The sequence below is a fragment of the Sorangium sp. So ce375 genome (genome assembly GCF_051473855.1).
Taxonomy (GTDB): domain Bacteria; phylum Myxococcota_A; class Polyangia; order Polyangiales; family Polyangiaceae; genus Sorangium.
This window is the reverse complement of sequence record NZ_CP150335.1, coordinates 4,623,690-4,648,859: the sequence shown is the minus strand read 5'-3', so window position 1 is coordinate 4,648,859 and position 25,170 is coordinate 4,623,690. Positions and strand designations below refer to the sequence as shown.

Annotated in this window: 22 protein-coding genes; 11 read left to right on the top strand and 11 right to left on the bottom strand. The window is 70.2% G+C overall.

The annotated features are described in order from the left end of the window. Nucleotide 1: 1 nt before the first annotated feature. Together WME90_RS17285 and WME90_RS17280 are read left to right on the top strand one after the other, a co-directional pair. Nucleotides 2-595, top strand: coding sequence for a hypothetical protein (locus tag WME90_RS17285; protein WP_437282240.1), 594 nt, complete (start codon nucleotides 2-4; stop codon nucleotides 593-595). A gap of 283 nt (nucleotides 596-878) precedes the next feature. Further along, entirely contained in the window at nucleotides 879-1,625 is a 747-nt protein-coding gene (locus WME90_RS17280; RefSeq protein ID WP_437282239.1) for a hypothetical protein, read from the top strand. Between the two features lie 66 nt (nucleotides 1,626-1,691). Here WME90_RS17280 and WME90_RS17275 read toward each other — a convergent pair whose 3' ends face one another. Together WME90_RS17275 and WME90_RS17270 are read right to left on the bottom strand one after the other, a co-directional pair. Then, nucleotides 1,692-2,456: a zinc-dependent peptidase gene (locus WME90_RS17275; RefSeq protein WP_437282238.1), complete on the bottom strand. Its 765-nt coding sequence runs from the start codon at nucleotides 2,454-2,456 to the stop codon at nucleotides 1,692-1,694. A gap of 141 nt (nucleotides 2,457-2,597) precedes the next feature. Next, on the bottom strand, nucleotides 2,598-3,566 hold the full coding sequence (locus WME90_RS17270; protein ID WP_437282237.1) for an aldo/keto reductase: 969 nt from the start codon (nucleotides 3,564-3,566) through the stop codon (nucleotides 2,598-2,600). 348 nt (nucleotides 3,567-3,914) lie between these two features. Here WME90_RS17270 and WME90_RS17265 point away from each other — a divergent pair, with 348 nt between their 5' ends. The 4 genes from WME90_RS17265 (at nucleotide 3,915) to WME90_RS17250 (ending at nucleotide 7,380) form a co-directional block, all read left to right on the top strand. Continuing rightward, a complete protein-coding gene (locus tag WME90_RS17265) occupies nucleotides 3,915-4,955 on the top strand; it encodes an AraC family transcriptional regulator ligand-binding domain-containing protein (RefSeq protein WP_437282236.1) in 1,041 nt (346 codons plus the stop codon). 120 nt (nucleotides 4,956-5,075) lie between these two features. Continuing rightward, nucleotides 5,076-5,723, top strand: a complete 648-nt coding sequence (locus tag WME90_RS17260; RefSeq protein ID WP_437282235.1) for a DUF47 domain-containing protein — start codon at nucleotides 5,076-5,078, stop codon at nucleotides 5,721-5,723. A gap of 10 nt (nucleotides 5,724-5,733) precedes the next feature. Further along, complete coding sequence (locus tag WME90_RS17255) at nucleotides 5,734-6,744, top strand: anion permease (protein WP_437282234.1); 1,011 nt, start codon at nucleotides 5,734-5,736, stop codon at nucleotides 6,742-6,744. 51 nt (nucleotides 6,745-6,795) lie between these two features. Then, nucleotides 6,796-7,380 (top strand): hypothetical protein, encoded by a 585-nt coding sequence (locus tag WME90_RS17250; protein ID WP_437282233.1) that lies wholly within the window; start codon nucleotides 6,796-6,798, stop codon nucleotides 7,378-7,380. Nucleotides 7,381-7,518: 138 nt separating this feature from the next. Here the strand turns inward: WME90_RS17250 and WME90_RS17245 are convergent, their stop codons facing one another. Next, nucleotides 7,519-8,472 (bottom strand): hypothetical protein, encoded by a 954-nt coding sequence (locus WME90_RS17245; RefSeq protein WP_437282232.1) that lies wholly within the window; start codon nucleotides 8,470-8,472, stop codon nucleotides 7,519-7,521. Nucleotides 8,473-8,570: 98 nt separating this feature from the next. After that, a complete protein-coding gene (locus tag WME90_RS17240; protein WP_437282231.1) occupies nucleotides 8,571-9,737 on the bottom strand; it encodes a hypothetical protein in 1,167 nt (388 codons plus the stop codon). 258 nt (nucleotides 9,738-9,995) lie between these two features. Between WME90_RS17240 and WME90_RS17235 the strand changes: the two genes are divergently transcribed. Both WME90_RS17235 and WME90_RS17230 read left to right on the top strand, forming a co-directional pair. Beyond that, nucleotides 9,996-10,448, top strand: coding sequence for a hypothetical protein (locus tag WME90_RS17235; protein WP_437282230.1), 453 nt, complete (start codon nucleotides 9,996-9,998; stop codon nucleotides 10,446-10,448). Between the two features lie 217 nt (nucleotides 10,449-10,665). After that, a complete protein-coding gene (locus WME90_RS17230; protein ID WP_437282229.1) occupies nucleotides 10,666-11,472 on the top strand; it encodes a phytanoyl-CoA dioxygenase family protein in 807 nt (268 codons plus the stop codon). Nucleotide 11,473: 1 nt separating this feature from the next. Here the strand turns inward: WME90_RS17230 and WME90_RS17225 are convergent, their stop codons facing one another. The 5 genes from WME90_RS17225 to WME90_RS17205 all read right to left on the bottom strand — a co-directional run bounded on the left by WME90_RS17225 (nucleotide 11,474) and on the right by WME90_RS17205 (nucleotide 18,655). Next, nucleotides 11,474-12,415 carry an ABC transporter permease gene (locus WME90_RS17225; protein WP_437282228.1) on the bottom strand — a complete coding sequence of 314 codons (942 nt, stop codon included), beginning with the start codon at nucleotides 12,413-12,415 and terminating at the stop codon, nucleotides 11,474-11,476. After that, on the bottom strand, nucleotides 12,412-13,914 hold the full coding sequence (locus tag WME90_RS17220; protein WP_437282227.1) for a sugar ABC transporter ATP-binding protein: 1,503 nt from the start codon (nucleotides 13,912-13,914) through the stop codon (nucleotides 12,412-12,414). The genes WME90_RS17225 and WME90_RS17220 overlap by 4 nt, the downstream gene beginning before the upstream one ends. A 7-nt stretch (nucleotides 13,915-13,921) precedes the next feature. Then, nucleotides 13,922-14,944 carry an ABC transporter substrate-binding protein gene (locus WME90_RS17215; RefSeq protein WP_437282226.1) on the bottom strand — a complete coding sequence of 341 codons (1,023 nt, stop codon included), beginning with the start codon at nucleotides 14,942-14,944 and terminating at the stop codon, nucleotides 13,922-13,924. A 215-nt stretch (nucleotides 14,945-15,159) separates the two neighbouring features. Continuing rightward, a complete protein-coding gene (locus WME90_RS17210; RefSeq protein WP_437282225.1) occupies nucleotides 15,160-15,711 on the bottom strand; it encodes an SRPBCC family protein in 552 nt (183 codons plus the stop codon). A gap of 169 nt (nucleotides 15,712-15,880) precedes the next feature. Then, nucleotides 15,881-18,655, bottom strand: a complete 2,775-nt coding sequence (locus WME90_RS17205) for a DUF2961 domain-containing protein (RefSeq protein ID WP_437282224.1) — start codon at nucleotides 18,653-18,655, stop codon at nucleotides 15,881-15,883. A 121-nt stretch (nucleotides 18,656-18,776) separates the two neighbouring features. Here WME90_RS17205 and WME90_RS17200 point away from each other — a divergent pair, with 121 nt between their 5' ends. Further along, a complete protein-coding gene (locus WME90_RS17200; protein ID WP_437282223.1) occupies nucleotides 18,777-20,198 on the top strand; it encodes an ADP-ribosylglycohydrolase family protein in 1,422 nt (473 codons plus the stop codon). Between the two features lie 618 nt (nucleotides 20,199-20,816). Further along, nucleotides 20,817-22,052 (top strand): vWA domain-containing protein, encoded by a 1,236-nt coding sequence (locus WME90_RS17195; protein WP_437282222.1) that lies wholly within the window; start codon nucleotides 20,817-20,819, stop codon nucleotides 22,050-22,052. Between the two features lie 235 nt (nucleotides 22,053-22,287). On the opposite strand, the gene WME90_RS17190 is transcribed toward WME90_RS17195, so the two are convergent. Continuing rightward, complete coding sequence (locus WME90_RS17190; protein ID WP_437282221.1) at nucleotides 22,288-23,223, bottom strand: endo-1,4-beta-xylanase; 936 nt, start codon at nucleotides 23,221-23,223, stop codon at nucleotides 22,288-22,290. A gap of 7 nt (nucleotides 23,224-23,230) precedes the next feature. On the opposite strand from WME90_RS17190, the gene WME90_RS17185 reads away from it, so the two are divergent. Beyond that, the gene (locus WME90_RS17185; RefSeq protein WP_437282220.1) at nucleotides 23,231-23,578 is read left to right on the top strand and encodes a hypothetical protein; all 348 of its coding nucleotides are present in this window, start codon (nucleotides 23,231-23,233) and stop codon (nucleotides 23,576-23,578) included. 441 nt (nucleotides 23,579-24,019) lie between these two features. On the opposite strand, the gene WME90_RS17180 is transcribed toward WME90_RS17185, so the two are convergent. Then, nucleotides 24,020-25,072 carry a LacI family DNA-binding transcriptional regulator gene (locus WME90_RS17180; protein WP_437282219.1) on the bottom strand — a complete coding sequence of 351 codons (1,053 nt, stop codon included), beginning with the start codon at nucleotides 25,070-25,072 and terminating at the stop codon, nucleotides 24,020-24,022. Nucleotides 25,073-25,170: the final 98 nt, after the last annotated feature.

The window sequence follows — 25,170 nt, the reverse complement described above, 5'->3', positions numbered from 1 at the left end:
CATGATCCGATCCTCTCTTGTCCTCGCCTTTCTCCTCGCCGCGTGCGGGGGACAGACGCCCGGGGTGTCGCAAGCCCCCTCGCCGTCGCCGGTCAGCCGCGAAGCCGCACTCGCTGCGTTCGAGACCGTGCGCGGCGTCCTCCAGCACCCTCGCTGTCAGAACTGTCACCCCGCCGGCGACGTGCCGCTGCAGGGCGACGAGGGCCGTCTCCACACGCAGCTCGTGCTCCGCGGTCCCACGGGCCACGGCATGGCCGGCGCCGAGTGCACGACCTGCCACGGGCCGACGAACCCGCCGAACAGCTTCGGCATGCACGTGCCTCCCGGCGTCTCGAAGGGCTGGCACATGCCGCCGCCCGAGATGCCGATGGTGTTCGTCGGTGTCGCCCCGGGCGCGCTGTGCGAGCAAATCAAGGATCCGGCGCGCAATGGCGGCAAGGACATGGCGGCGTTGCGTGTCCACCTCAACGATCCCCTCGTGACCTGGGGCTGGAACCCCGGCGCTGGCCGCACGCCCATCCCGACGCCGTACACCGAGTTCGTGGCTGCATGGGAGACCTGGGCCCGCGCCGGCGCGCCGTGCCCGGGTGGGTGATCGTCACCGTCAGGTGAGTCTTGGAGCGGGGTGCAGCCTCGTGTGCTACGGGCTCAGCCGCTAGGCAGGCGAGTAAGGCGTACGAACGTACGCCGCAGCGAGCCGAACGACGTGGATGAGCCCGTAGCGCACGAAGATGCGCCCCGCTCTAGGGTGAATCAACAGCCACGCAAGGAACGGCCAAGCATGCTGTCGATGTCCTGCGGATGAGGATGGCGCGGAGGGAAGCCATCGACGGTCACGCGCTTCGCCGTCGGACAGCTTCTGCTCTATGATGCGGCGCATGGGGTCGTCTCCCGCCTTGGCCTTGGATCCGTGTCGGCGCGCCGGCGGCATCTGGCCGGCTCTCCTGCAGCTTCTCCTGCTCGCCGGGCTCGGTGGATGCGCCGCCGAGGAGCGCCGCTTCGTCGACGGAGGTGACGGCGGCGCTGGCGGGACAGGCGGCGTGGACGCGGGCGCTGGCGGGACGGGCAGCGACGCCGCGTCGAGCACCGGCTCCGGCGCGAGCTGTACGGGGCCCTCGGACTGCCCTGCCCCGGCAGAGCCGTGCCAGATCCCGGCGTGCGTCGCCGGCAAGTGCGGCACGGCGCCGCTGCCAGAAGGGACCGAGATCGCGCCGAAGGCGGACGACTGCCAGCGCCTCCTCTGCGATGGGCGCGGCGCGCAGGTCGCCACCGCCGCGGATGAGCCGGAGGATGACCACAACCCGTGCACGTCGGACACCTGTGTCGGGACGACACCGGTGCACGCGCCCCAACCAGGGTCCTGCCCCGCGGGGCGCTGCGACGACGCTGGTAACTGCGTGCCGGCCGAGTGCGCGCAGGACGGCGAGTGCGGCACCTCGACGGAGTGCGTCCGGTACACCTGCGATGGCGGTCTCTGCGTCGCGCATCCCGCGTCGCGAGGTACCTTGTGCAACGGCCTGCAGGATCAGTGCGACGGCGCCGGCCGGTGCGTCGACTGCGTGAACAGCGGCGGGTGCGGAGAGTGCTGCACCTGCTCCGCGGCCGGCGTGTGCGTCCAGGCGTGAGCCGCTCGCGGAGGCCGGCTCCGGGGGGATGATCGCGGCGGGGCGACGGCACGGCGGGCGGCGCCGCTACCGGCCGGCCGGGTCCTGGCAGTAGAACGCCTTCAGCTGCTCGTAGAGCTCCGGGTGCTTCGCCCTGAGCTTCCGTGGCTTCTCGAAGAAGGCCTCGGTGACGACGGCGAAGAACTCAGCCGGGTTCGTCGCGCCGTACGGGTCGATGACCGTGCGCTTGAGGCTCGCCTCGTCGCGGAGGAGGCGCTCGTACTCGCGGCCGAGGATGCGCGCCCACGCCGCGTACATCGAGCGCGCGGGCAGCTCGGGCGCGCCGTCGGCGGGGCCTTCCTCCTGATCGAGCTGGTGCGCGAACTCGTGGAGCACGAGGTTGTGACCGTCGCTCATGTCCGCCGCGCCCGCGAGGACGCCGTCCCACGCGAGCACGACCGAGCCCCGCGACCACGACTCTCCGAGCCGCGCGCTGTCGCCCTCGACGACGACGCCCCCCTCCCGCACCTCCCGGCCGCGGGCCACGTAGGTGCTCGGGTAGACGAGGATGACCTCGAGATCAGGGTAGTAGTCGGTCTCGCGGTGCAGAAGGAGGAGGCACGCCTGCGCCGCCACCGTGACCCGAATCTCGTCGGTGATCTCCAGGCCGCCGCACCCCTCGAACGGCTTCTCGTCCAGAAAGATCTGGATATGCCCGAGGAGCTCCTGCTGGTCCTCGGCCGGAAGGCGGCCGAAGCAGGGCACGTTCCGGTCGAGGATCTCGCGCCACGCGGGCGGAAAGGGCTCACGGCGGACGGCGTCGCGCCGCCGCTTCCTGAGAAAGGCCAGCATCGACGTCCACCTTACCCGCTCGCGTGGCGCTGCCGGAAGGGCGGTGAGAGGTCGTCGCGGAGTGCCCGTCCCGCAGCAGCAGATCACCACGGACTGCTGCCGTGGCAGCAACGCGAGGGCGTGCGGGCCGCCTCGTGGAGCCTACGCGGGCGCCGCCGCCTGGGCCGCGCCGACCGGTCGTGTGCTCGACGCGGGCACGGCCTCCGGCGCCGAGCCCGCCTGGCTCAAGCGCCGCTTCGCCTCGCTGACGACCTCGCTCGGCAGGGGCCCCTTCTTCGCGAACTGCAAGTTGTCGCGCAGGTGCTTCGGATCCCGGGTCCCGACGATCGTGGTGCTCAGATCCGGGTGCGAGAGCGTGAAGCGCAGGGTGAACTCGATCCGGCTCAGGCCATCGAGCAGCTCGTCGAGCCTGGCCCGCTCCCAGCGGTCCTGCATCGTGGTGCCCGGCAGCATGTAGTTCGTGCGCTGCCAATCGGTGGGCGCGCCCCGCGCCACACCGCCGCGGATGATGGTCCCGGCGCCGGCCCGCGCGGCTTTGCTGATCACCTCTTCGTGCTCGCGCTGCAGCGCGGAGTACGGGATCTGGAAGGCGTCGAAGACGCCGAGCTCGATCTGCTCCACCAGGTTGGGCAGCGTGCCGGATACGCCGAGGAAGCGGACCTTGCCCTCGCTCTTAAGCTTCAGCGCCTCCTCCAGGGCGCCGTCCTGCTCGAGCTCCTGACGGGTGAGGCTCCGGTGAAACTGCACCAGATCGAGGTGGTCCGTCTTCAGCAGGCGCAAGCTGTTCTCCACGCCGTGCCGGATGTTCTGTGCCGTGTGCACATGCTCGCCCTGGGCGCCGCCGACCACGCACCCGCACTTCGAAGCCAAGAAGTATTCGCGCCGGCGGTGCGAGATGAAGCGCCCGATTCGCTCCTCGCTGCGACCGTAATCGATGGAGGTGTCGATGAAGTTGATGCCGGCGTCCAGCACGCCGTTCAGGATGCGCTCCACCTCCTCATCCGAGAGCTCCGGCCCCCGAGGGGCGCCTCGCAGTTCCATGGCGCCGAAGCCGAGGGTGGTCACGCGGACGCCAGTGCGTCCGAGCAGGCGAGTGGGCAAATCGGTCATGATCTTCCTCCGAGGGCGAACACGAGCGGCTGTTTGCGAAGAGCTGTCCGCAACTGGCAGCAACTGTTTGCGACTGTCTGCCTGTCTGCAAACCGTGGGCCAAGGGCGGACCTGCGAATCCGGTCACCTTCATGGGCGCTCGTTATCGCCCTCCGGTTCGGTCGTTGGGAGATATCGACTCGAGCCTCGCGTCGAGCGGCGCCGCGTGTCGCGTTGAACGGCGCGAGCCAAGGCCGTCGTGGCTCCGGGTCCGAAGCGCTCGGCCCTCTGGCCGCCGGTCTCCGTGCGGCCCTCGCCCCGGACACCTCTTGACGCCGCCGCGCCCCGGAGAAACGCTGCTCCTCCTCCGTGCCCCCGCGCCCGGCGACCCAACCGGCCACGGTCTTCGCGCAGGCGCTCGGCGTCGCGGTCGTGACCGCGTCGCAGCGCGACGGCGTCGCGCCGACCGAAGCGTGCGCGCGGCTCGGCATCGACCCTGAGGTGCTCGGCCGCCCCGACGCGCGGGTGACGCACGACGAGCTCTGCCGCGCGTGGGCCGCGTTCTCGGCGTCGGACGAGTCCTTCGGCCTGCGCGCCGCCCTGCTCGTCGACGCCGCGCCGCAGTCGCTCGTCGAGTACACGCTCGCGAGCGCGGGCGACGTGCGCGGCGCGGTGCGCGCGTTCCTGCGCTTCCAGCGGCTCCTCCACGACGCCGCCGCGCACACGCTCGAGGAGGGACCGGCCCACGTGACGTTCCGCTTCGCGCTCGCGCCCGGCCACGCGGCCCCGAGCGCGGTGTGGGACTACCTCGCGGCGACCACCGTCCTGCGCTTCCGTCGCGCCGCGACGCCCCCCCGCGAGCCCACGCTCGTCCGCCTCGTGCGCCCGCCGCCCGCGGACGACGCGCTCGCGCGCAGCGTCTTCCGCGCGCCGATCCGGTACGGCGAGGCGCGCGCCGAGATCGACTACCCCAGGGCGCTCCTCGACGCGCGGATGAGCACCACCGACCCGACGCTCTTCGCGCTCCTCGCCCAGCAGCTCGAGCGCGCGCTCGGCCTGCCCGCGGGCGAGCACCGCGTGCTGCCGCGCGCCGAGGAGGACGTGCTCGCGCGCGTGCGGCGCGAGCTGCGCACGGCGATCCCGCGGGGCGACGCGACGCTCGACCACGTCGCGCGCGCCGTCGGCCACAGCGCGCGCAGCCTCCAGCGCCGCCTGTCCGAGCGCGGGACGAGCTTCCAGGCGATCGTCGACGCCGCGCGGCGCGCGATGGCCGAGGAGCTCCTCGGGGCGCACCGCGCGAGCGTGACCGAGGCGGCGTTCGCGGTCGGGTTCGCCGACGTCGCCGCGTTCACGCGCGCGTTCAAGCGCTGGACCGGCGTGCCGCCCGGCGAGTGGTCCCGGCGCCGCTGACCTGCTGCGGCGCGCTGCCCGGCGAGCCCGGCGAGCCGCGCCCGCCACGGGGCTCACCAGCGGGGCTCGACAAGGGTGCGATCGTGCTAGGATGCGGCCGCCCGCCAAGAAGGTGCGTTAATGTGGCTCGATCGGGTTATCAAATCACTTTTACCTCGTGAAGAGCACTTCTTCGACTTGCTCGAGCGGGGTGCCGACTGTGCGCTGCAGAGCGCCTACCTCCTCTCGGAGTGCTGCAGCGCCAGGAGCGCCAGCGAGAGGCAGACCCTGGTCTCGCGGATCACCGACGTCGAGCACGCGGCCGACGCGGTGATCCGCGACGTCTACGACGCCCTCAACAAGACGTTCGTCACGCCGATCGATCGCTCCGACATCTACGCGCTGGCGACCGACATCGAGAACGTCTCCGATCGCATCCACTCCACGATGATGCGGGTCGTGGTCCACGCCATGGAGGATCTCCCCCCGGTGAGCCAGGAGCTCGCCGCCAAGATCCTGGAGGGTTGCAACGAGATCGAGAGCGCCGTCAAGCTGCTCCGGGGGATGAAGCGGGTGACGGAGATCAACCGGCATTGCAAGGCCATCGCCAAGCTCGAGCACGACGGCGATCAGATCTTCCGATCGGCGATCGTCGAGCTCTTCAACACCGAGAAGGACGCCATCCACCTCATCAAGCACAAGGAGTTCCTCGAGGGGCTCGAGAACACGCTCGACGCCTGCGACGACGTCGCCAACGCGCTGGAGGCGCTGGTGATCAAGAACGCCTGAGGGGCGCGCCATGAACACTCTCCTCATCACGCTGATCCTCGTGATCGTGGTCGCGCTCGTCTTCGATTACATCAACGGCTTCCACGACACCGCCAACGCCATCGCCACGGTGGTGAGCACCGGCGTCCTCCCCATCCGCGCCGCCGTGCTGCTCGCGGCGCTGTTCAATTTCGGGGGCGCGCTCACCGGCACGGCGGTGGCGAGCACCATCGGGAAGGGCCTTATCGAGCCGTCGGCGGTGACCCAGGTGGTGGTGCTCAGCGCCCTTGTGGGCGCGATCTTCTGGAACCTCTTCACCTGGTATTTCGGTATCCCATCGTCGTCGTCGCACGCCCTCGTGGGCGGGCTCGTGGGCGCGGGCGCCGGGCGGGCGGGCTCCGCGGCCGTGCAGGGGGCGGGGCTCTTGAAGGTGGTCAAGAGCCTGGTCATCAGCCCGCTCGTGGGCTTCGTGTTCTCCTTCTTCGGGATGATCGCCATCTTCTGGATCGTCCGACGCACCCGGCCGGCGGTGGTCAATCGGCGCTTCCGGATCCTGCAGATGTTCTCCGCGGGCTTCATGGCGCTCTCCCACGGGAGCAACGACGCCCAGAAGACCATGGGCATCATCACCATGGCCCTGGTCGCGCACGGCTCGATCCCCGCGGGCCACGGCGATTTCCGGGTGCCGCTCTGGGTGGTCATCGCCTGCGCGACGGCCATGGCCATGGGCACGGCGGCGGGCGGGGTGCGGATCATCAAGACCATGGGCACCAAGATCATCGATCTCAAGCCCATCCACGGCTTCGCGGCGGAAACGAGCGCGGCGGCGACGATCTTGACCTCGTCGTTCCTGGGGATGCCGGTGTCGACCACGCACGTGATCACCGGCTGCATCATGGGCGCGGGCGCGAGCCAGCGGGTGAGCGCGGTGCGCTGGGGCGTGACCACGCGCATCCTCTGGGCCTGGGTGCTCACCATCCCGGTGAGCGCCGCGGTGGCCTGGGCCTGCTACCGTGCGCTCTCGTCGTTCCTCGGCGGCTGAGCGTCGCCGCGCCGCGCCGCCGCTGCTGACTGCTCGCCAAGGAGGCCCTCCGTGCACCGTCGCCATGCGCTCTGGATCCTGATGCTCTGCCTGGCTCCGCTGCTCGCGGCGTGCGGGCACCCCTGGAAGACCGCCCGTCAGGCCATGCCGAACCCGTTCTACGGCCAGGCGCGCTTCGGGATCGTCCCCATCGCGTTCCACGCCCTCCAGGTCGGCAAGAAGTCCGAGGCCGACTGGATGGCGGAGAAGGACGCCGAGCAGCAGCAGAGCTGGCAGGAGGACAAGTCGGCGATGAACGAAGAGTTCACGGAGGCGCTCGTCGCGAGAGCGTCATCCGAGGACGTCATCGTCGTCAGGGCGGCGACCGCGGCCGACGCGCCGTTCTTCGTCCGCGCGAGCGTGACGTTCTACGAGCCCGGCGTCTTCACGGGCGTCTTCAACATGGACACGCTCCTCAAGGCGACGGTGCAGCTCACCGATCCCGCTGGGAGGGTGCTCGACGAGTTCTCGATCGAGGCGACGTCGCCGGCCTCGTTGTTCAACCCGTCGACCGGGGGGCGCGCGCGGGACGCGGCGAGCCAGCTCGGCAAGCTGGCGGCGATGTACATCATCCATCGCGTCCAGGGCGAGGACTGAGCGCTCCTCGGCGCGGCGGCCCGCCGTCTGTCAACGCGCGGTGACGAGCGCGTCGCCAGCGCCGTCGAGGCGCGAGGCGGCGAGACGCTCACGTAGAGCTCCGAGCACGAAGGCGAGCGCAGCGCTCGCGCGGGGCGCTCAGCGCGCGATCTGCGCGAGCGTCGCCTCGGCCGACGGCGCGGCGACCCCGAGCTCCGTCGCCCCGTAGCGCGCGAGCGCCTGGCGGTCTGGCGCCGAGAGCGGCCGCGCGCGGAGCGCCTTCGCCGCCGCGGCGGCGTCCGCGCCGCACGACGCGGGGACGCTCGATCCGAAGCGCAGCGCCCGGTGCATCCGGATCATGGCGAGCACGTCGAGCGACGCGCCCGCGTAGTGCGCCACCTGATCGAGCAGGAACGCCGCCAGGGGCCGCTGCACGGGCACGCTGTCGGGCACGTCGGTCAGGCGGAGCTCGTAGACGGCGCGCTGCTTCGACGGCGCGAACGTGGTCCGATCGAACGTCGCGTCGCACGCGAGGAAGATCTGCGACGTCGGGACCAGCACGCGGACGGACGGGGCCACGTCCCACGCGGCGATCGTGTGATTCCACGTCGGCCAGAAGAGGCCGACCCCGCGGACGTCGAGCCGGCGCGCGAGCCCGGCGAAGAGCGCCGAGAGCTCGTCGCACTCCGCGGTCGCCGAGGGCTCGGCCGACGACGCGAGCGGAGGGCTCTGCCTCCACGCGGCCCAGATGTGCCAGGCGGTCGGGTTGCGATCGGTGATGCTCCAGCGCAGCCGGAACGGACCGCCGTCGCGCGTCATCTCGAAGAGCGTCCGGATGCGCACGTAGTCGCGGACCCGCCCGGCGTTGCACTCGATCTTGTGCTCCGCGCAGAAGCGCTCGGCGTCCGGGCGCCGCGCCTCGGCGGCGCACGCGTCGATGCGCTCGCCGAGGCGGACGGCGAAGTCGCGCATCGGCAGCGCGTCGGGGAGCGCCTGGCTCTCGGTGGCGGCGCAACTCTCGGCGCGTGCGGGGGCAGCGGGCGCGGTGAGCGCCGCGGCCAGCGCGAGCGCGAGCAGGTGATGCGGTCCGGGGGACGAGCGGCGGTTCGGCATCCCCCTTCATCGCGCGGCGGAGGCAGAGTGTGACCGGAGGCGCTCACGGCCGGGCGCCCGCCCGCGGCGCGTGCTCCGCCGGACGCGACCGGCGGCCCTCACTCGATGGTCGAGTCCGTCACCATGATCGGCGTGTCGTCGTGGTTCGAAATCTGCGGATAGGTCGGGTACCAGGACCCGCCGATGTTGTCGGTGATCACCGACCGGTCGATGACGATGTTCCCGGTGTGATCGTTGCTCACGAAGAAGATCGCGCTCCCGTGGGCGTTCACCTCGTTCCGCTCGATGCGGGTCCCGCAGAGCGTGAGCGTCATCGTGTCGCCGTCGTTGTAGATGGCCCCTCCGCTGCCGCCGCCCGGCGTCCCGGCCTCCGGCGGGTTGCCGCCGTTGCCGAGCGCGCGGTTGTGGGAGAACAGGCTGTTGATGACCGTCCAGGAGACGCCGATGCTGCCGATGCCGCCGCCGTTCGCGCACTCGTTCCCGTAGCCTTCGGCGCCGCCGAAGGTGCTGTTCACCACGTAGAGCGGGAGGCCGTTGTACTGCATCAAGGCCCGGATCCCGGCGCCGGCGAGGTCGGGGCCGGTCGGATCACACGCGTTGTTGAAGAAGCGTGAGTTGACGACCTTCAGGCGCCCGCCTTGCGCGAAGATGGCTCCGCCGCCCTCGTCGTCATCGTTCGTCGAGTTGCCGCCGAGGAAGGTGAGGTTCTGGACCGTCAAGCGCGGGTGGTCCTGGTTGTCGCAGTTCGGCGTCGTCCAGACCTGCGCCTCGTCGCAGGTGTTCATGTACAAAATCCGTCGCTGCCCACCGCCGCTCAGGGTCACGAGCCCGCCGCCGTCGATCACGATCTCGGGGCCGGTATCGTTGAAGATCTTCGCCGTCTCCTCGAGCGTGATGGTGATCGGATCCGGGCCGCAGTCGAAGGTGATGATGCCGCCGGCCGCGACGGCGCTGACGACCGCCTCCGACGTGCAGCTCTCCGGCGTCCCGTCGCCGATCACCGTCGTCGGTGACGAGGTGTCGACGGCCCGAGCCTCGGCCGGAACAGCGCAGCTCCCCTCCGCGTTGCCCGCCGCGGGGCCATCGCCTTCGTGCGCTGGAAGCTCCGGGGTCGCCCCGCCCGAGCCCGCGCCAGCCCCCGAGGAGCTCGTCGCTCCGGCGCCGCCCGTGCCTGTCCCGCCCTCGCCTTCATGGTGGTCGTCCCCGCAGGCCCCGACCACGGTCGCCATCGAGAAGCACAAGATCAGTCCCAGCGATCGCCGCATCACGCCCTCCTCGATCCGAAAGTAGTTGCTCAGCGGCGTGGACACTCGTCGGGCCGCCCGTTCCTTGTGGCCAGCCGCCAGCGTCATCGCAGCGTACCGCCGTGATGCCGCGATCGTTTCATCGATCCCACGAGGACCGAGGAGCCCATGGCACACCCGCGACACGGATGTCCCTCGACGTCAGCCGCTGTGTGCTGTGCGGCTGCGGGCGCGCGCAAGGCATACCGGTTGCAGCAAGAGCTCACCGGAGGTGACGAGATGCGAAATTCGGCGTGGATGGTCGCGGCGCTCCTTGGGGTCGGCTGTGGCGGGGCGGACTTGCCCGAGGGTTGGGAGGACGCAGAGGCCATCGAAGGCCTCACCCAGAGCGAGTGCAAGGCGAGCGCGTACGACGATACGGTGAAGGAGGAGCTCGTGGCGACGCCGGAGCGCGGAGCTGTTCGCCTCGAGTACCGCGCCGCGCATTTCCGCTGCGACCAGGAGGTGGAAGGGTTCGTCCGGATCGCCAGCGGCAAGGTCGATGTGCTCGTACAGCCAGCGGAGATGGACCCCGGATCCGTGGCCGGATGCGACTGCCGCTACGATATCGGTATGGCCATCGAGGGCCTGAGCAAGGGGGCTCTTGCCGTCGAGCTGTACCGCCGCTGGGACAACATCAACGATCCGAACGACCCGAAGAAAATCGGCGCCGCCGAGGTGCAGATCCCCTGAGATCTCGGTGTCCCATCGAGGGTGAGGCGGCGCCTCGCGTCGTCGGCGGGTCGAGCGGCGGCGCCCCTGCACGCCTGCGCTCGGGCGCTCAAACGTCGCGCGGGCCGGACCGCTCGCTCGAGCAACATCACGTCGGCCTGTGCAAGGAGCGGCTCTGGGGGCACGGCGCCCTCGATCACCACGCCGAGCTGGCCCCCTTGCGCGGCCGAGAGCGGCCATGCAGACTGGTCTGCACACCGTGTACGAGCTGAGCCATCAACAGGTCGAGCGCTTCATGGCCGATGGATTCGTCCGGATCGACGCGGCGTTTCCGCGGGCCCTCGCCGACGAGGGCCGAACCATCCTGTGGCGTGACACCGGAATGGATCCGCACGATCCGAAGACGTGGACAAAGCCGGTCGTTCGACTCGGTATGTACGGCCAGCGACCTTTCGCTGAGGCGGCGAACACGCCGGTGCTTCACGCCGCGTTCGATCGGCTGGTCGGCCGCGGGCGCTGGCAACGGCAGAATGCGCTCGGTACCTTCCCCGTTCGCTTTCCGTCGCCCGACGATCCGGGAGATGCGGGCTGGCACGTCGACGCGAGCTTCGGCACCGAGACCCCCGACTTCATGTCGTGGCGCGTGAACGTCGCGTCGCGCGGCCGCGCGCTGCTCATGCTGTTCCTCTTCTCGGATGTCGGCGAGGCCGACGCGCCGACGCGCATCCGAGCGGGGTCCCATCTGGACATCGCGAGGCAGCTCGCGCCGGCAGGTGAGCAGGGGCTGACGTTGCGTGAGCTCGCCGCGAACGGCTTCGACGAGACGGCGCGGCGACCGCAGGTGCTCGCGACCGGCGAGGCGGGAACGGTCTACCTGTGCCACCCGTTCCTGGTCCACTCGGCGCAGCCGCACCGCGGCACGCGCCCCCGCTTCCTGGCCCAGCCGCCCCTGTTCCCGACCGAACCGCTGCGGCTCGATCGCGAAGGCAGCGACGTCTCACCGGTGGAGCAAGCCATCGGCGCGGCGCTGCGCGGCGACCAGTGAGTCAGCCCGCAGCCGCGCGTGCCCCGCGCGCGCGCCGCACCCGGTCGACGGCGACCGCGACCACGATGATCGCGCCCGTCGCGATCTCCTGCACCCAGCTCGGCAGCCCGAGGTGGACGCCGCCGGTCCGGATCACGGTGATGAGCAGCGCCCCGATCACGCTCCCCGCGACGCTCCCCTCTCCGCCCGAGAGCGGCGCGCCGCCGATCACCACCGCCGCGATGACCTCGAGCTCGAGCCCGATCGAGTCCGTCGGGTCGCCCACCGTCAGCGTCGAGAACTCCATCACCCCCGCCACGCCGGCGAGGAGGCTCGACAGCGTGTACACCGCGATCTTCACGCGCCCCGTGTCGATGCCGCACAGGCGCGCCGCAGCCTCGTTGCTCCCGACCGCGAACACGTGCCGCCCGAAGCGCGTGAACGTGAGCACGGCGAAGACCAGGATCGCCAGCGCCGCCGCCATCCACAGCCCGGGCGCGGTGAGGTCGGCCGACAGCAGCGCGTCGAGCCCGCGCGGATCCGCGTCGATCTTCTGCTCGGACGCGAGCCCCTTCGCTGCGCCGCGCAGCGCGCTCATCGTGCCCAGCGTCACGACGAAGGGCACCATCCGCGCGCGCCCCACGAGCGTCCCGACGAGGACGCCCACGAGGCCCGCCGCCGCCGCGGCGACGAGCGCCGCCGGGAGCGCCGGCGCCCCGGCGCGCAGGAGCTTCGCGAGGACGACCGTCGTGAACGCGACGAGCGAGCCCGTGGAGAGATCGATCCCGCCCGTCGCGATGACGAGCGTCATGCCGACGGCGCAGATGCCGACCACCACCGTCTGTCGCGCCATCGTCAGCAGGTTCTGGCTGCGCAGGAACGTGTCGGGCGTCAGCGCCGCGAAGAGCGCGTAGACGAGCACAAGGGCGACGAGCGGCCCCACCCACGGCGGACGCTTCTTCACGACGACGCCTCCAGGACGAGCGACGCCTCGGTCCACGACGAGGCGGGCCGCGGCGGATCGAGCGTCCCCCGCCGGAGGACCGCGATGCGATCGCAGATCGTGACGAGCTCGTCGAGCTGGCTCGACACGAGCACGATGGCCTTGCCGGCGCGCGCGAGATCGCGGAGCAGCGCGAGCACCTGCGCCTTGCTCGCGACGTCGATGCCGCGCGTCGGCTCGTCGACGAGCAGCACGTCGAAGTCCTCGCGGAGCAGCCGCGCGATCTGGACCTTCTGCTGGTTGCCGCCCGAGAGCTCGCCGGCGCGCTGCTCCGGCCCTCCCGCGCGGATCGCGAGCTTCTCGATCCAGCGCGCCCCCTCCGAGAGGAGCGACCTCGGCCTCGCGAAGAGCGGAGCGCGCGGCGAGAGCCAGACGTTCTCGGCGAGCGAGCGGCCGAGCATCAACCCTTCTCCGCCGCGATCCTCGCTCAGCAGGCCGATCCCGCGAGGAGCCCGCAGCGTGACCGTCCCGCCGCGCTTCGGATCGAGCCCCGCGAGGATGCGGAGGAGCTCCGTCCTCCCCGAGCCGACGAGGCCGGCGACGCCGAAGATCTCCCCCCGGCGCAGCGTCAGCGACGCGCGCTTCGGCCGCTTCACGCCGGAGACGCCCTCGGCCTCGAGCACCACCTCGCCGCCGTCCGGGAGCGCCGCCTCGGACGCCGCGCTCGCGCGCGTGTCATCGAGCGCGCGGCCCAGCATCTCGCGGACGATCCGCGCCGGCTCGGTCTCGCGCGGATCCCCTTCCCCCGCGACGCGGCCGTCGCGGAGCACCGTGTAGCGATCCGCGTGCGCGCGCACGTCCGAGAGGAAGTGCGTCACGAGCAGCACCGCGAGCCCGGCGCCGCGCAGGGCGCGGACGCGCTCGAACAGGCGCGCGGCGTCCGACTGGCCCAGGCTCGAGGTCGGCTCGTCGAGGACGAGGAGCCGCGCCGCGAGCCGCCCGTCCTCGCGCAGCCCGCCCTGCGCGAGCGCTCGCGCGATCTCGACGAGCTGCTGATCGGCGACGCCGAGCTCCCCGGCCCGCGCGTCGATCGGCACGCGGCCCGGGTCGTCGGTGACGAGCGAGATCGCCGCCCGCGCCACCGCGCGCGCGCGCGACCGGTCCCTGATCCCGAGCCGCGCTCGCGCGAGCGGCTCGATCCCGAGCACCACGTTGTCCGCCACCGTGAGGTGGGCGCAGAGCGTCCGCTCCTGCGGGACCAGCACGACCCCCGCGCGGCGCGCCTCCTCGGTCGACGCCGGCGTATATCGCGCCCCTCCGAGCAGGATCGTGCCCGCGTCCGGGCGCTCCATGCCAAGCAGGACGCGCGCCAGCGTGCTCTTGCCCGCGCCGTTCTCACCGAGGAGCGCGTGGATGCTCGCCGGCGCGATCTGCAGCGAGACGCCGCGCAGCACCGCGTTCGGGCCGAACGCCTTCGCGAGGCCCGTCACCACGAGGAGCGGCGCGCGCTCTCCCTCCACGAGCAGCTCACTCCCCGAGCCACCGGGCCAGGTCGGGCCTCACGAGCTCCTGCACCGCGGGGTCGTCGAGGTCCTGCCTCGTGACGACGCGCGAGCCCGTGTCGATGCGCCCCTCGACCTTCTCGCCGTGGAGGTGCGCCACCATCGTCTTGATCGCGACGTACCCCATGTTGAACGGGTTCTGGACGACGAGCGCCTCCATGTCCCCCTCGCGCAGCGCGCCCAGGAGCTTCTCCGACGTATCGAAGCCGACGAACTTCACCTTCCTCGCGACGTTCGTCTTGCGGAGCGCCTGCAGCATCCCGAAGGTCGTCGACTCGTTCGGCGTGAACACCCCGGCGATGGTCCCTTCCGCCGCCCTCTGCGCGAGCAGCAGGCTCTCGCTCTTGTGAAACGCCGACTCCGTGGTAGCGCCGCCATACTGGTTCTCGCTCGCGACCGAGATGCCGGGGATCGCGCGGACCGCCTCGAGAAACCCCTTCTCCCGGTGCTGGGTGCTCGCCGAGCCCTCCTGGTAGCGGAGCACGACGACCTTGCCGCTCTCGCCGATCGCCTTGCCGAGGTGCTCTCCGGCGAGCCTGCCGGCCGCCTCGTTGTCGGTCGCGACGAAGCTCACGTGATCGTCGCCGGCGAGATCGGAGTCGAACACGACCACCGGGATCTTCGCCTGGGTCGCCGCGCGGACCGGCGCCTTCAGCGCCGTGTCGTCGAGCGGCGCGAGCACGATCCCGGACACCCCCTGAGCGACGAAGCTCGCGACGACATCGACCTGCGCCTTGAGGTCGTCCTCCCTGAGCGGCCCCTTCCACACGATGTCGACATCGAGCTCGCGCGACGCCTTCACCGCGCCCGCGTGCACGCTCTTCCAGAACTCGTGTGTCGTCCCCTTCGGCACGACGGCGATGCGGAGGCGCGCGCCGCCCCTCGCGCCTTGGCCTGCCTCGGTCGACGTCGTCTCCGATGACGACGTCTTGGAGCACGCGGCGAGGACGCCAATCGCGAAGGCCCACACGACGACATGGACGCTCATGGGCGCGAGAGGATAGTCGACGGATCGCGGCCGCGCTCGCGCAGGCGAGCACGTCGCCGGCGGAGATCCGTCCGACAAGCACCATGGGAGTTCACGGCTGCACCCCGCGCAGGCGGGCTCATCCCCGCGTGACGACCGGCTGCAGCTCGTCATTCACCCAGGTCGAACCGACGAGCGTGCTCGCCGATCGACCCGGGTCGGACGGCACCGCTCGGTCAGCTCGGCGGCGCCACCTTCGACTCGACGATCTGCTTCATCGCCCCGAGGCCCTTCTCGAAGTCGGCCCCGACCATCTTGTCCATATCCATGAGCATCCCGAACGCCTTGCCGATGAAGCCGTTTTCCCCCTCCATCGCCCACGTCACCATCGTGCCGCCGGGCGCCGGAACGAACGTGAATTTTGCGGTGTTTGTCGCCTCGAACGGCTTGATGAACTCGACCCGGACTGTGACGTTCGACGGCGCTTCTGCGCCCGTGATCGTCATCTTGCCCTCGCCCGCCTCGGCGTTGCCCGACCACGCATACGACGCGCCGGTGCCGGCCGCGGGCTCGCCATAGGTCCTCTTCAGGGCCGGATCGAGCCCCTCCCACGGCGACCACCGCCTCCAGGCGCGGAAGTCGGCGACCTGGGCGTACACGGCCTCTGGAGGCGCCGCCACGGTCGCTGAGCGCTCGATGCGGAACGTAGGAGGTCGCGTCATCACCACGATCACGAACAGGAGGACGACCGCCACGAGCCCGAGGCCGATGCGCTTGAGTACCTTCATGCGCGGATCCTACACCCCGCAAGCAGCACATGAAACGTCGGCGATCGCCTCCTCGACCGTCGCCAACAGCCGACCGCGGCGACGCGGCCGGATCAGGCCCGCCCGGCGCCGAGGCGGCCGACGGCCGCTGCGCGCCGGGCAAAGGTGTCCTCTCCCCTCGCGCCGCGCCTCAGAGGCCGAAGAGCTCCTGCAGAAACACGCCGCCCTTCCCGGCCCCTGCGTGCGTGAAGAACAGGCGCCCCGCCTCGAAATCGCCCCCCTCCGCGAGCCACTCGGGCGCGTGAGCGCGCAGCCGGGCGACCGCGCGCGGCGGGAACGCGAACGGCGAGCGCGAGCGGTACACGAACGTGGCGTCGTAGTCGACAGGATAGCTCGTGACCGTCAAGTAAAACCACCCTTGCCGCTCGAACACGAACGGCGACTCCGTATAACCGCTGTTGCGCATCGCCGTCTCCGGCCCGAGCGTGAGCGCCATGACCGGAGGGCCCCAGTGGACGAGATCCAGCGACGTACGATAAGCGACGCCGCTCAGGGGCGACTCGATCGACGCGCAGCGCGTATAGTACACCACCCACAGATCGCCGAGGCGGACGAGCATCGGATCGCGCGCGACGCAGATGTCCTCGAAGAGCGTCCCCCCCTCGCGATTCCAGGTAAAACCGTCCCGCGAGCGCGCGATCCGGAAGCCGGATCGGTCCGTGTCGGGCGTGCCCACGTGAAAGATCATGACCAGGCTGCCGTCGCGATCCCGGACCATGTGCGGGGCCCAGATCCAGCGCTCGTCGGAGAGCGCGCGGATCGAGAAGCGCTCTGGCGCCAGCGTGAGGCTCGGTGAAGCGGAATCCATCCAGCGCGCCGGCCCCGGTCCAGGCGCGGTGGCGAGCACGAAGGCGCGCTCGGTGTCCGGTCGATAGGGTTCGGGGTTGAAGATGCCGGTGAGGATCCAGCGGCCATCGGAGAGCTGGATGATCGAGTGATCGTTCACATAGAACGGCCCCCCGGGGATGCTCTGTGCGTCGAAGATCTTCAGCGCGGGCCCCTGCGTCAGCTGAGGCGCGGGAGGTCCGGAGAAGAACCGCAGCGTATAACCCCGCTCGCTCCAGGGCTCGGGGGAGAGCGTCGCGTCGATCTCGAGGAGAGGGCGCCTGCCTGTCCCGCATCGATGATCGGGCGAGAGGTCGATCCAGAGCGCGTCCTCGGCGAGCGACCGGACCGGGTTCGCCTGCATCTCGTGGAGCACGCCGACCTCCCGCCCGTCGAGCCTGACGCGCGCCGTCTGGGGGGCTTTCGCCGCGGAGTAGGCGCGGAGCAGCAGGAGCCCGCGCGCATCGGACGGGCATTCGACCTCGATCCGGGTGATCCCGCGGCCCTCGCGGGCCCAGAACGACCGCCGGAGCTCCAGGCGCTCGGCGTCGACGGCGGAATGCACGAGCCGCCGTCTCCCTCGCGCGCGGACCTGCTGCTCGCCGATCACCCGATAGTCCGAGAATGCGTAAGAGAGGCCCAGCGAGCGCACCGTCAGCGGCGTGTAGGCGCCGGTCGGCCCGGCCTCGAAGCCGAAGCGCAGACCGGAGCGGCTCACGATGGGGTCCGCCACGTGCAGACGGTACAAGGAATGGACGAACCTGGCGTCCCTCCACCCCTCCTCTGGATTGATGGCGAGGAAGCGGAGCAGCCCGCTGAAGGGGTTGCTGTGCGCGCCAAGGAAATAGAAGCCTCCATTGAAGTAGTCCTCCGTGCCGGTCCCTATCTGCAGCGGGTACGCCATCCTGTCGGTCCGGATCATCTCGTCGCCCTCGAGGTACGTCCGATCGTTCGGCCGACCGCCGCTGATCTCCTCGAAGAGGGCGACGAACTGGAGCGGCTCGTCGCTCTCGAAGAAAGGCATCGTCGTCTCGCGCCCAGGGGCCGCCTGATCGCGGTATTGCGCGAGCAGCCGCACGCCGCGGCGGGCGGGCGCGATGTCGACGTCCGCCTCGATGCCGGGGACTTCTTGCCCGGGCGCGGCCTCGATCGAGAGCACCTCCCCTTCGGCCAGCGGGATCGGCAGGCGCGTCGCGAGCCTGCCGGTCCCTGCCGCGTCGGGCGCCCACGCGGCGTGCAGCGCGCTCCGGAAGGTGGTCCAACCGCCGTCAGCGCCGGTGCCCGAGCTGGCGAGGCCGAAGAAGAACGACGCTGGCACAGGCGGTTGTCCGCCGATCCTCACCGAGAGGTCTTTCAAGCTCCCCGCCGGCATCCGTACGTCGAGCCGTGATACGGTCGCGGGACCCGTCGCCAGGACGAGCGGCGCGCTGGCACTCGGGCTCTCCCGGCGCGACGGGGCAACCGCGGTGGCGGTCCAGTCCTCCGTCATGAATCGCGAGAGCTCCTCGGGCGTCGGCCCCGACGCGGCCCCGCGGCCCTCGCGGTAGGTGACCTGGTAATAGACGGGAACGCCCCGGAAGCGGACCTTCGCCTCGCTCGACCAGGCGAAGGGGACATAGCTTGTGTACGCGCCGGAGCTCGCGTCGACGTCGAGCACGAGAGGCGATCGCCACGGGCCCCGACCTCCGAAGAAATCGCCGGGCGACCCGCGGAACGCCGTGCGTCCGTCGATCTCGATCCAGATCTCCTGGTCCGGCTTCTCGAGCTCCGCGCGGGGGGCGGTCATCCAGATCCGCGCGATTCTCCCCTCCCCGCGTGCATGGAACAGCACCCGGTGATCCCCCTCGAGCGCGACCCCCGGGCGATACCCGTCATCGTTGCCACCCGCGGGGTCATGCGTGGTCACGCTCCGTGTGATCCACCCGGGGTGAAAGGAGAGGAGAGCCTCCAGCACCGGCGTGATTGACGCGGCGCCCGGCGCGATGGCGAGGGACGCGCCGAGGAGATGGCGCGCCGCCTTCGAGACGAGGCGGTCCAGGCGCGCGCCCGCCCCGCGCCCATTGAGACATCCGGCGTTCATGATCGAAACCTAATGGTGTGGACGACGCCAGGGGAGCGGGCTCGGCGAGGCACCTCGCTTGCACCACCGCGGAGCGAGAGCACGCGCGACGCACCGAGCGCGCACTCGAAGGGGGTAATTCATGCGCACCCGCCGCGATCGACGCCCTGTCGAAGGCTCGCCCCGCACCGGGCCTCGCGCGTGCGCGCGCGGCCTCCTGCTCGCGCTCCTCTCTCTATCGCCGCTCGCGGGCGCCGGCGACGCGCCGCGCCGTGCGTCCGCCGCCCCCATGGAGCAACGGGACGCGCCGGGAATCTCCTCCAGGCCGCGGCTCCAGATCGATCGCGCAACGTACGCCGAGCGGCTCCGCGCGATGTGGATTGGCGCGTGCATCGCCAACTGGACGGGGCTTCGCACGGAGGGCGTCCGCGTCGAGCGCCCCTTCTTCACCGACGCTGACTGGGGAGCGCCCCTCGGGCGCGACGGGGCGCGGATCGACTTCGTCCTGCCCGACCCCTGCCCGGCGGACGACGACACCGACATCGAGTATGTGTACCTGCACCTCATGACCGAGGCAGGGAGCCTCTTCCTCTCGCCCGCGACGATCCGGAGCGGATGGCTCGCGCACATCAACGATTTCATCTGGGTCTCCAACCGGAGGGCGCGCGACCTCATGGGACGCGGCGTGCTGCCCCCCGCGACGAGCGATCCGTCGCTCAACCCGGACGCGCTCCAGATCGACGCCCAGCTCACCACGGAGATCTTCGGCGCCCTCACCCCCGGCATGCCGGAGCTCGCGCTGCGGATCTCCGACCTCCCCATCCGGACCACGGCGCGCGATCACGCCGCGCACGCCGCGCAGTTCCATGTTCTCCTCTTCTCGCTCGCGGCGACCGTCGATCTGGAGAAGCCCCGACGACAGGAGATCGTGCGCATCGTCCGTGAGGCCAGGAGCTACCTTCCGGACGACTCAAAGGCCGCCGATGTCATCGATTTCGTGCTGTCGGCCTATCTATCGTCCCAGGATCGCGATGATTGGGAGAGCGTCCGCGATGCCATTGCGCGGCGCTACCAGGAGCGGGCCTCGGCAAACGGCTTCGTCTATCGGGGGTTCACGGAATCAGCGATCAACCTGGCGACCGCCACGCTGGCGCTCCTGTTCGGTGAGGGGAGCTTCCGGCGCACCGTACAGATCGGCACCCTGTCCGGGTGGGACTCCGACAACGGCACGGCGACCATGGGCTCGCTCACGGCGCTCATCGGCGGAATGGCGGAGCTGCACCGAGCCTTCCCGGGGGCGCGCCTGTCCGAGCGCTATCATATCCACCGCACGCGCCCCACCCTGCCGGACCGGCTGCCGCAGGATCCCGAGGCGGAAGATACCTTCGCCGATGTATCGAGGAGGATGGTCGCGCTGGTCGACCTCGCCGTGAAGGAGGTAGGCGGCGAGGTCGAGCCGACGCAATGGGTCCTCCCGCCTCGCCTCCGCGGATCCACAGGAGCCGGCGCGCGCGCCGCGCGCGGGTCCGAGCCGCGGCCACGCGCTCGTCGTTCAACGAGATGACCTGGCGCTCAGGGCGCCTCGGGCCAGCCCGTCGTCGAGAACCTGCTGTTCACGGTCATGCTGTGTACGTTGCGGATCGTGCCGTCGAGAGTTCGTTCCCAGCAGGCTCCAGCGCGACCAAGGCAATTCGATGCGTGGATGAATCTTTGGATGTGGTCGATTTTCCGAGGGCGGCCGGATCGCACGCGACATGCCGTGTCGACCAGCGCGTGCAGCCTTGCTGTAGGTTTAGGTATCGGCCGCTTCCGCGCCACGAGATGCACGCCCTTCCCGCGTCTGGAGGCGCCCGCGCCACGAGGGACGACGCGGCCCAGCACCAACGACGCCAGGATGTGAGATTTCACGCCGACGACTATGCGGATTGCGTGACCGAGGTCGCATTGCGCGGTGACGGCCTCGGCTCGACGCGGCGTCTTTTCAGACGGTATCCCGCGCAAAGATCAGCGTCATCGATTATACTCATCGCCGATCCCGGGGCTCCGGCCAGGCACGCCACTGGAAAATTCCGCCTCTGGAGACCTCTCGTTGTCAAATAACTTCGTGCCCGCACACCGCGCCGGCACGCGTTCCAGAAGGAGTCGGCTCATGAGATTGCCTAGGACAGCCATTGCTTTGCCAATGGCCGCTTTGATCGGCGCTGCGTGCGGCGGTGCCAATGACGGCAGCGTGGACAGCGCTGGCTCGCAGAGCGGCTCCGGCTCCGGCTCCGGCGCCGGCAACAGCACCAGCACCGCCTCCGGGGTCGACGACACTTTCGGCGACGGAGCCAACCAGGGATCGAGCGGGAGTTCCGACCCGAGCGGCACCGGCGGCCCTGGCTCGACGGGCGCGGGGGAGGCGTGCGCCACCCAGTCGTCCCAGGCCGGGTTTCAACAGGTGTACCTCGCGTTTGCGTTCGACGTCTCGGCCAGCATGACGGCGAGCGACGTGGAGTGGCGCAGAAAGGACTTGAAGTGGGATCCGGTCGTGGTCGCGACAAAGCAGTTCTTCGTGGATCCCGCCTCCGAAGGTTTCAGGGCGTCGCTCACGTTCTTCCCAGGCGCGCAAAACGCGACTCAGGCATGCCAGCCCGACATCTACTTGACCCCGAATGTCCCGATGACACCGCTGCCCTCCCCGGCGTTCGGCACGGCGATCGATACCATCGAGCCGGAGATTAGCACCAGGGATACGTGGCGCACCAGCACGCCGACGGCATTCGCGGTCCAAGGAATGGTCCAATTCGTCGAGGCGCAGCGCCAGCAGAACCCCGGGAAATATGCGATCGTGCTCGTGACCGACGGCTATCCGGAGGGGTGCGGGCGGGGAGGTTTTCCGGGGGGGGGTACCATGCAGGGGGATAACTCGCTCGAGAGCGTCGTACAGCAGGTCGAGGCTGCACGCGCGGCCAACATCTCGACCTTCGTGATCGGCGTCGACAGTCCGCAGGGGGAGGCAGGCGCGCCGGATAGCCTCACCAACCTGCACCAGATCGCCGCCGCGGGCGGCACGGGAGAGGCCGCCATGCTGAACACCGGCAACCCGGACGAGACGGTCGCCGCGTTCAAGACGGCCATCGAGAAGATCCGCGGCGCCGCGGTCTCGTGCACGATCCCGATCCCGCCGGCGCCCGACGGGAGGACGTTCGACAAGCAAAAGGTCAACGTGACGTACACGAGCGCCGCGACAAACACGCCGACGACGCTCTCGTATGACCAGGCCTGCGCGGCCGCGGGCACGTGGCGCTACGACGAGCCCGCGAACCCGACGGCGATCATCCTCTGCGACGACACCTGCGCCGTGGTGCAAGCCGACGTCGAGGTCTCCCTGGGCGTCGACTTCACCTGCGAGGACGTGATCCAGGTGCCGCTGTGATCGACGGCGCTCGCTGGCCGGCGTAGCCTCTCGCGAGGAGATGCCGGCCAGGTGCTCCTCTCCTGAAAGACAGCCCACCGGTGCCCTGTCGGCCCGGGCTCACGTCGTGAGCCCGGGTCAGGTCACAAGGACCGACGCAGACCCGGCGAGAGCGCACCAGCAACCCTGCGAGATGCAGGCGCTCCCGAGCTCCCCGGCCGAGGGAGCTCGCGGAGCTCATCTCGTCAGCGCGACATCAACCACCACGGTCCAGGAAGTCCATCAGCCACTGCATCGCCGGCCGCATGGTGCCGTTCTCCTGCTGGAGGCCGGTGCCATTCCTCCACGTCTTGCCGACGATGTAACCCCACAAGGTGATGCCAGGGATCTTGGGGTGATTCCAGAACATGGTGAACTGCTCCTCCATGATCTGCTTCTGCCTGCTGTCGTTCGTCTCGCCGATGTCGTACTCGGTGATGTACACGGGCTTGCCCAGCTCGGCGAGCGAGTCGATGTACCCCTTGACGGTGTTTGTGTTGATCTTGAACGCGTCGTGCGCCTGCGCGCCGAGGGCGTCGACCGGAGCGCCCGCGTCGATCACCTTCTTCGCGATGTCCTTGAAGTGCCTGTGCTCGTTCTCGTACTCGATGTTGTTGTAGTCGTTGAGGATGAGCTTGGCGTTCGGGCAGAACTCGCGAGCCCACTTGAAGGCGTTGACGATCCAGTCCCAGCCGCTGGCGCCGTTGCCGCCGAGGCCGGCCGTGTACGAAGGCGTTGTGTGGGGCGGCGGCTCGTTGACGACGTCGATGTACTTCGTGTCCGGGTAGCGCTTGCAGAACTCCTCCATCCAGCTCCGCACGGCCTTCTTCTGCTCATCCGGCGAGAGGCTCCCGACCCAGGAGGGTTGCTGGCTGCCCCACACGAAGACGTGATGCTTGAAGATGATCTTGTTGTCCTGCGCGTACTTGTAGGTCCTGTCGAGCGAGCTCCAGTTCTTGTTCCCGCGGCTGCTCTCGACGGAGCCCCACTTGCCCTCGTTCTCGGGCGTGATCTGGTTCCAGTACTTCGCGAAGCCGTCGCGCACGGCGCCGCTCGTCGTGATGTTGCCGACGAACTTCCCCGTGGGCTCGGAGCCGCCGGCTCCGGTCGATGCGCTCGTCGAAGCGTCCGCGCCGCCTCCCCCCTCGTTCACGCCGCCGGTGCTGGCGCTGGTCGTCCCGGGATCGCCCGAGCCGCTGCTGGTGGCAGGCCCGACGCCGGTCGTCGTGCTGGCGCTGGAGCTCGTGCTGGTGTTGCCGCTAGAGCTCGTGCTGGTGTTGCCGCTGGAGCTCGTGCTGGTGTTGCCGCTGGAGCTCGTGCTCGCCCCGGCGCCGGTGCTCCCCGCTCCCCCCGAGCCGCCGACGCCCTCTTCAACCCCGTCGCTCCCAACAGCGCATCCAAAGAGGGTCGCCATTCCGAGCGCGATCCAAGCCGTGCTGCACAGCAATCGAGAAGAACGCTTCTTGTTCATGTTGGACTTCCGCAAGCTGGACGATTGTAGTTGGTGATGCTGGGAGCGGGAAAGCCGATGGGCAGCGGCACGAGCCGCAACGCCCACGCTCAGCGACACGCATGCCGTGCAACTCGCGACGGATGATTCCCGCCACACCTGGAAGTGATCACGACATGCGCGCGAAAACGGCTACATTTCAGGTTCCCAGGAGAGACGAAACGTGCATCGACAGCGCACATTGCGGCTGCAAAACAACTTTGCAACACAAGCGTAGCCCCGCCTGGCACTGCTGTTGTGACGGCCTCGCCCGAGCGCCCGAGTAGCCTGTCGCGAGGCGTCCACGCGCCCCCCCGAGCGTCGAGCTCGAAGACGCCTCGTTCGCGGCGCCTCGACGCAACGCATCGCCGCGCCCGGCATCCGCGACCCGAATCAGGTTGGCACCGCGGCAAAACGCGGCGCCGATGTGAACGTCCCCTTCAGCCCGGCGCCGGCGAGCTCACCGGCGCGTGGGGACCGCGGTGCTCTTGCGCACGACGAGCTCGGTCTCGACGACGATCCGCGACCAGGAGCGCTGGCCGCTCTCGATCTGGCCGAGGAGGATGTGGAGACACCGACGCCCCAGCTCGGAGAAGTCCTGTCGGACCGTGGTGAGCGGCGGCATGAAGTAGGCCGCTTCCGGGATGTCGTCGAAGCCGACGATGCTGATGTCCCGCGGCGTCTCGTGCCCGATCTCGTGGAGGAAGCGGAGGAGGCCGAGCGCCATCTGGTCGTTGGCCACGAACACGGCGGTGAGGCCGGGCGTGCGCACCAGCTGGGGGGCGAGCTCGTAACCGGAGCGCGCGCTCCAGTCGCCCCGCAGGAGCGGCGGGACCTCGGCGCCGGCCGCCTGCAGCGCCGAGCGCCAGCCGTCGATGCGCTGGTCGGCCTCGAGCCAGTCGGTCGGGCCGGCGATGTGCCAGACCGTCTTGTGCCCCAGATCGAGCAGGTGGCGGGTCGCGGACACGGCGCCGCCGTGCTGATCGACCGCGACCACCGGCACCGAGTCGTCCGGCCCGCCCTCGACGGCGACCACCGGCACGTCGGAGGTGACGTGCCGGAGCGCGTCCACAGCCGACCGCTGGGGGGCGATGATGACGATGCCGTCGGCCCCCTGGTCGCGCAGCCGCTGCACGGCCTCGAGCACCGGGGCGCGGCTGAACGACTTCAAGCTGGCGATGCTCACGCCGTAGCCCGCGTCGTGCGCCGCCTCCTCGAGCCCGAGGAGCGTCGACGCCGGGCCGTACAGCGTCGTGTCGAAGCTGACCACGCCGAGCGTCCGCGACCGCCCGGTGACGAGCGCCTGCGCGACCGAGCTGGGCCGGTAGTCGAGCTGGCGGATCGCATCCAGCACCCGCTCCCTCGTGTCGCGGCGCACGTGGGGGCTGTCGTGCAGGACCCTCGAGACCGTCTGATACGAGACGCCAGCGAGCTTGGCCACGTCGACCATGACCGCCGCCCGCCGACCGCCGCCCTTTTTGACGCGGCGCACCGGAAGAGATTTGTCAGCCATCGGTGCCGGAGGATAGTCGCGGACCGGTCGATTGGAACGGAGTTCTTCAACGTGAACGTTCACACAGGGCTCCGAATTCTTCATTTCACTCATCTTTC

Bases quoted from the DNA above. Each gene is read 5' to 3' on its own strand.
- WME90_RS17215 (WP_437282226.1), bottom strand. From the start codon at position 14,944: ATGAGCGTCCATGTCGTCGTGTGGGCCTTCGCGATTGGCGTCCTCGCC.
- WME90_RS17235 (WP_437282230.1), top strand. From the start codon at position 9,996: ATGCGAAATTCGGCGTGGATGGTCGCGGCGCTCCTTGGGGTCGGCTGT.
- WME90_RS17270 (WP_437282237.1), bottom strand. From the start codon at position 3,566: ATGACCGATTTGCCCACTCGCCTGCTCGGACGCACTGGCGTCCGCGTG.
- WME90_RS17230 (WP_437282229.1), top strand. From the start codon at position 10,666: ATGCAGACTGGTCTGCACACCGTGTACGAGCTGAGCCATCAACAGGTC.
- WME90_RS17285 (WP_437282240.1), top strand. From the start codon at position 2: ATGATCCGATCCTCTCTTGTCCTCGCCTTTCTCCTCGCCGCGTGCGGG.
- WME90_RS17180 (WP_437282219.1), bottom strand. From the start codon at position 25,072: ATGGCTGACAAATCTCTTCCGGTGCGCCGCGTCAAAAAGGGCGGCGGT.
- WME90_RS17210 (WP_437282225.1), bottom strand. From the start codon at position 15,711: ATGAAGGTACTCAAGCGCATCGGCCTCGGGCTCGTGGCGGTCGTCCTC.
- WME90_RS17205 (WP_437282224.1), bottom strand. From the start codon at position 18,655: ATGAACGCCGGATGTCTCAATGGGCGCGGGGCGGGCGCGCGCCTGGAC.
- WME90_RS17200 (WP_437282223.1), top strand. From the start codon at position 18,777: ATGCGCACCCGCCGCGATCGACGCCCTGTCGAAGGCTCGCCCCGCACC.
- WME90_RS17255 (WP_437282234.1), top strand. From the start codon at position 5,734: ATGAACACTCTCCTCATCACGCTGATCCTCGTGATCGTGGTCGCGCTC.
- WME90_RS17275 (WP_437282238.1), bottom strand. From the start codon at position 2,456: ATGCTGGCCTTTCTCAGGAAGCGGCGGCGCGACGCCGTCCGCCGTGAG.
- WME90_RS17195 (WP_437282222.1), top strand. From the start codon at position 20,817: ATGGCCGCTTTGATCGGCGCTGCGTGCGGCGGTGCCAATGACGGCAGC.
- WME90_RS17260 (WP_437282235.1), top strand. From the start codon at position 5,076: ATGTGGCTCGATCGGGTTATCAAATCACTTTTACCTCGTGAAGAGCAC.
- WME90_RS17245 (WP_437282232.1), bottom strand. From the start codon at position 8,472: ATGCCGAACCGCCGCTCGTCCCCCGGACCGCATCACCTGCTCGCGCTC.
- WME90_RS17240 (WP_437282231.1), bottom strand. From the start codon at position 9,737: ATGCGGCGATCGCTGGGACTGATCTTGTGCTTCTCGATGGCGACCGTG.
- WME90_RS17280 (WP_437282239.1), top strand. From the start codon at position 879: ATGGGGTCGTCTCCCGCCTTGGCCTTGGATCCGTGTCGGCGCGCCGGC.